The sequence below is a fragment of the Calidithermus roseus genome, assembly GCF_003574095.1.
GTDB lineage: Bacteria > Deinococcota > Deinococci > Deinococcales > Thermaceae > Calidithermus > Calidithermus roseus.
The window spans coordinates 1-3,522 of the sequence record NZ_QWLA01000135.1 but is presented as its reverse complement, the minus strand read 5'-3'; the positions used below and the strand labels follow the sequence as shown (position 1 = coordinate 3,522).

General features: G+C 64.2%; 3 protein-coding genes. All 3 read right to left on the bottom strand.

All coding sequences use genetic code 11. The features are described from left to right. Nucleotides 1-297: 297 nt before the first annotated feature. The 3 genes from Mrose_RS18000 to Mrose_RS17990 all read right to left on the bottom strand — a co-directional run bounded on the left by Mrose_RS18000 (nt 298) and on the right by Mrose_RS17990 (nt 3,244). Nucleotides 298-843 (bottom strand): Uma2 family endonuclease, encoded by a 546-nt coding sequence (locus tag Mrose_RS18000; protein ID WP_119280597.1) that lies wholly within the window; start codon nt 841-843, stop codon nt 298-300. Between the two features lie 14 nt (nt 844-857). Then, nucleotides 858-2,375, bottom strand: coding sequence for a S10 family peptidase (locus Mrose_RS17995; protein ID WP_119280595.1), 1,518 nt, complete (start codon nt 2,373-2,375; stop codon nt 858-860). Nucleotides 2,376-2,476: 101 nt separating this feature from the next. After that, nucleotides 2,477-3,244: an enoyl-CoA hydratase/isomerase family protein gene (locus Mrose_RS17990; protein WP_119280593.1), complete on the bottom strand. Its 768-nt coding sequence runs from the start codon at nt 3,242-3,244 to the stop codon at nt 2,477-2,479. Nucleotides 3,245-3,522: the final 278 nt, after the last annotated feature.

The window sequence follows — 3,522 nt, the reverse complement described above, 5'->3', positions numbered from 1 at the left end:
AGGGGGAGCGGGTGGCTGGGGAAGTTTTGAGCGCTCACTGATTGCGGCGGGGCATCGAACGGCTCGAGGAATCCCGGCACAAGCGAGCCCTTGTGGAATGGCTAGATCAAACCCTGCTGCCCGACCTCGGCGACCGGTTTTTCGACGTGGATACCAAGGTCATTAATGGGCCAGCTTGATGGTACGGCTCGAGCGCGCAGGTAAACGCAGCCACCGCCTTGACACACGCTCTGGTGCTCGTCACCCGCAACGTGGCCGACTTTGAAGCCACGGGCATCAAGCTGCACAACCCCTGGACTAGTAAATCCCACGGTAAATCTGGGCCAGAGACAGGCTAACCCCCAGGCAGGGAAGCGGGATTTCTCCGCTGCCGGTTATGTCCTGCTGCTGCCAGGTGCCCGCTTCGTCTCGCCAGAAATGCCGCACGAACAAGGACTCGGGATCGACGATCAAATAGCTTCGTAGGCTCTGAATGCGCCGGTATTCGAGCACCTTCTCCCGCACGTCGTTCAGGGCAGTGCTGGGGGAGAGTACCTCGACCAAGATGCAGGGATCGGTCTCGTAGTAGGTGTGTGGAGGCTCGCCACCACAGACCACCATCACGTCGGGGTAGTAGAAGAGGTTCTCCAGGCGGAGCTTGACGTTTTCCTGATAGACCCAGCAGCCATCCCCGGCATGGGCCAGGCAGAAAGCCGCGATGTTCAGGCATACGCGATTGTGCCGGTTGGAGGCCCCGGCCATGGCATAGACGTAACCCTCCACGTACTCGTGGCGCACTTCCTGCTTGGCCTCCCACTCGAGGTACTCCTCGGGGGACATCGGCTTGGGCACGGCCCTGAGCATGCCTTTAGTGTAGCTCAGGCTTTACGGCGCCTGCGGGAGGCTGGCTTGGGCGCGGCCTCGCCCGGCATCGCTCCCGCCACGAAGGCCGCCAGGTCCTGCTTCATCTGCTCGAGGCTGGGCCGGTGCACGTACATCATGTGGCCCGCCTCGTAGTAGCGGGTCTGGATATTGGCCTGGAGGTGGGGTTCTAAGCTCAGGTGAGCGAAAGTATAGTCGGTGGCGAAGTAGGGCGTGGCCAGGTCGTAGTAGCCCGAGCCCACGAAGACCTTGAGGTAGGGGTTGAGGTTTATGGCCTTGCGCAGGGTCTCGGCTACGTTGAGGTACTGGTTTTCGTACTCCTTGTAGCTCCAGTCCTGGTAAAGCCCGGTGAGCACCTCGTAGGGCAAGTCGCTCTCGAAACCCAACTCCTCGCGCACGTACTGGTTGAAAGTGACGGTGAAGGGCCCTTGGATGGTGGCGTAGCTGGGGTCGTACTCGCTGTTCTCGCCCGCCGCGTCGCGGTCGTGCCCGGTGAAGCGGGAATCCAGCCGACCCACCGTCTTGCGCTCCGAGCGCAGCAACTCCTTGCAGAAGCGGTAGATGTTGATGCGCAGGTTGGTCTGCTCGAGGTACTCCCGCGAGAGCCCGCTGTAGCGCGAAAGCTTCTCGAGCACTCCCTGGCGCTCGGCCTCGGGGAGTTCGCTGCCCTTGAACAGCGCCCTCAGGTACTCGCCGCCGGCGAACTGTTCCACCTCGTCCAAAAAAGCCCGCAGGGGCTTCTTCTGCAGATCTGGCGGCAACTTCTTGTGGTACCAGGCGGTAGCGGCGTAGGTGGGCAGGAAGAGCACGTGGGGCAGGTCGTGGCCGGGGGCGAAGCGGGCGGTGGCGAAGTCGAGGATGCTGCTGATGAGCATGATCCCGTTGAGGTACATGCCGTGGCGCTCCTGCAGGTAGCCACTGAGCCCGGCGGCGCGGGTGGTGCCGTAGGACTCCCCGATGAGGAACTTGGGGCTCGTCCAGCGCCCGTAGCGGCTGGTGTAGAGCCGGATGAACTCGCCCACGCTCTCGATGTCGCGCTTGTAGCCGTGGTACTCCTTGGTCTTCTCGCCGGGCACCATGCGGCTGTAGCCCGTGCCCACCGGGTCGATGAACACCAGGTCGCTCACGTCGAGCAGGGAGTATTCGTTGTCCACCAGGCGGTAGGGCGGCGGGGTGGGATTGCCGATGTCGTCCATCAGCACCCGCCGGGGGCCCAGTACACCCAGGTGCAGCCACACCGACGAGGAGCCCGGCCCCCCGTTGAAGGAGAAGGTGATGGGGCGGCGGCTTTTGTCGGGCACGTCGTCGCGGGTGTAGGCGATGAAGAACACGCTGGCCTTGGGCTTTTCGCCCTCGCTGGTGCCCTCCTTCTCGCTCTCTTCCTTCAGCACGATGCTCCCGCAGGTGACGGTGTAGCTCACCTCCTGCTCGCCGATGCGGACGCTATGGCGGCTGATGACGAGGTTGTCCTGGGGCGCGGGTTTGGCGTCGGCAGGCTTGCTCTCTTCGGGCATACCCCAAATCTACCAAGCCTCAATTCCGCCCGACACGGGGGAGCTCGAGTAGCCAAACTCCTACAACTCGGCGCTCGGTCATCGGCTATCGATCATCAACATTAGCCAAACCGCGGCGCCCGCTTTTCGAAGAAGGCCGCGATGCCCTCGGCCAGGTCGCCGGTCTCGCGCACCCAGGCGTTGGCGATGGAGGCCAGGCGCAGGCCGTCCTCCAGGCCCATCCCCGGCAGCGCGTTGAGCAGTTCCTTGGTCAGTGAGACCGAGGCGGGCGCGTTGGCGGTGATTTCACGGGCGAAGGCCAGGGCCTCCTCGAGCACCTGCTCCGTGGGCACCACCTTGTTGACCAGGCCCATGCGAAAGGCTTCCTGGGCGCTGACCAGCTTACCGGTGAGCAGCAGTTCGCGCGCGTGCTTCTCGCCCACCGAGCGGATGAGGATCACACCCACCAGCGCGGCCACGAAGCCGATCTTGACCTCGGTGTAGCCGATGCGGGCCTGCTCGCTCATCACCACCACGTCGCAGGCGGTGGCCAGCCCCGCGCCCCCGGCCACGGCGGGGCCGTTGACGGCGGCCACAGTGGGCTTGGGGAAGGTGTACAGGCGGTGGAACAGTCGCATTAGCTCGCGGGAGTGGGCCAGGTTGGCCTCTGCGCCCATCTGGGTGACGCTCTTGAGGAACTCGAGGTCGGCCCCGGCGCTGAAAGCCTGGCCCGCGCCGGTGAGCACGACCGCTCGCACGCTGCTGTCCTTCTCGGCCTGCTCCAGGGCATCCAGCAGGCCGGTGACCATAGCGGGGGAGAGGGGGTTGCGCCGCTGGGGGTCGGAGAGGGTGAGGATTCGGATGGAACCTTGATCGCTGCTCGTTACCATGCTCCAATCCTATCGGTCTGGGGTGGGTTGCGCACCCTGTCATGTGCTTGGGGCAAAATGCGAGATGTGGAGCGGCATCGAGAGGTGGGGGGTGCTTGGCCTTTCCAACTTTCCAACTTTCCAACGGGTGCGTCCCCGAATCAACCCTAAAGGGCTAAGCTGCTGGGAAAGCGACATGGCGCACGGTGTCGAAAGAGACGATTGGACGGAGAGAGAATAGCTGGGAGCGGCCAAAGGCCTTGGCGTGGGCCCCGCTGACCGACCAGCGAGCCCCGGCG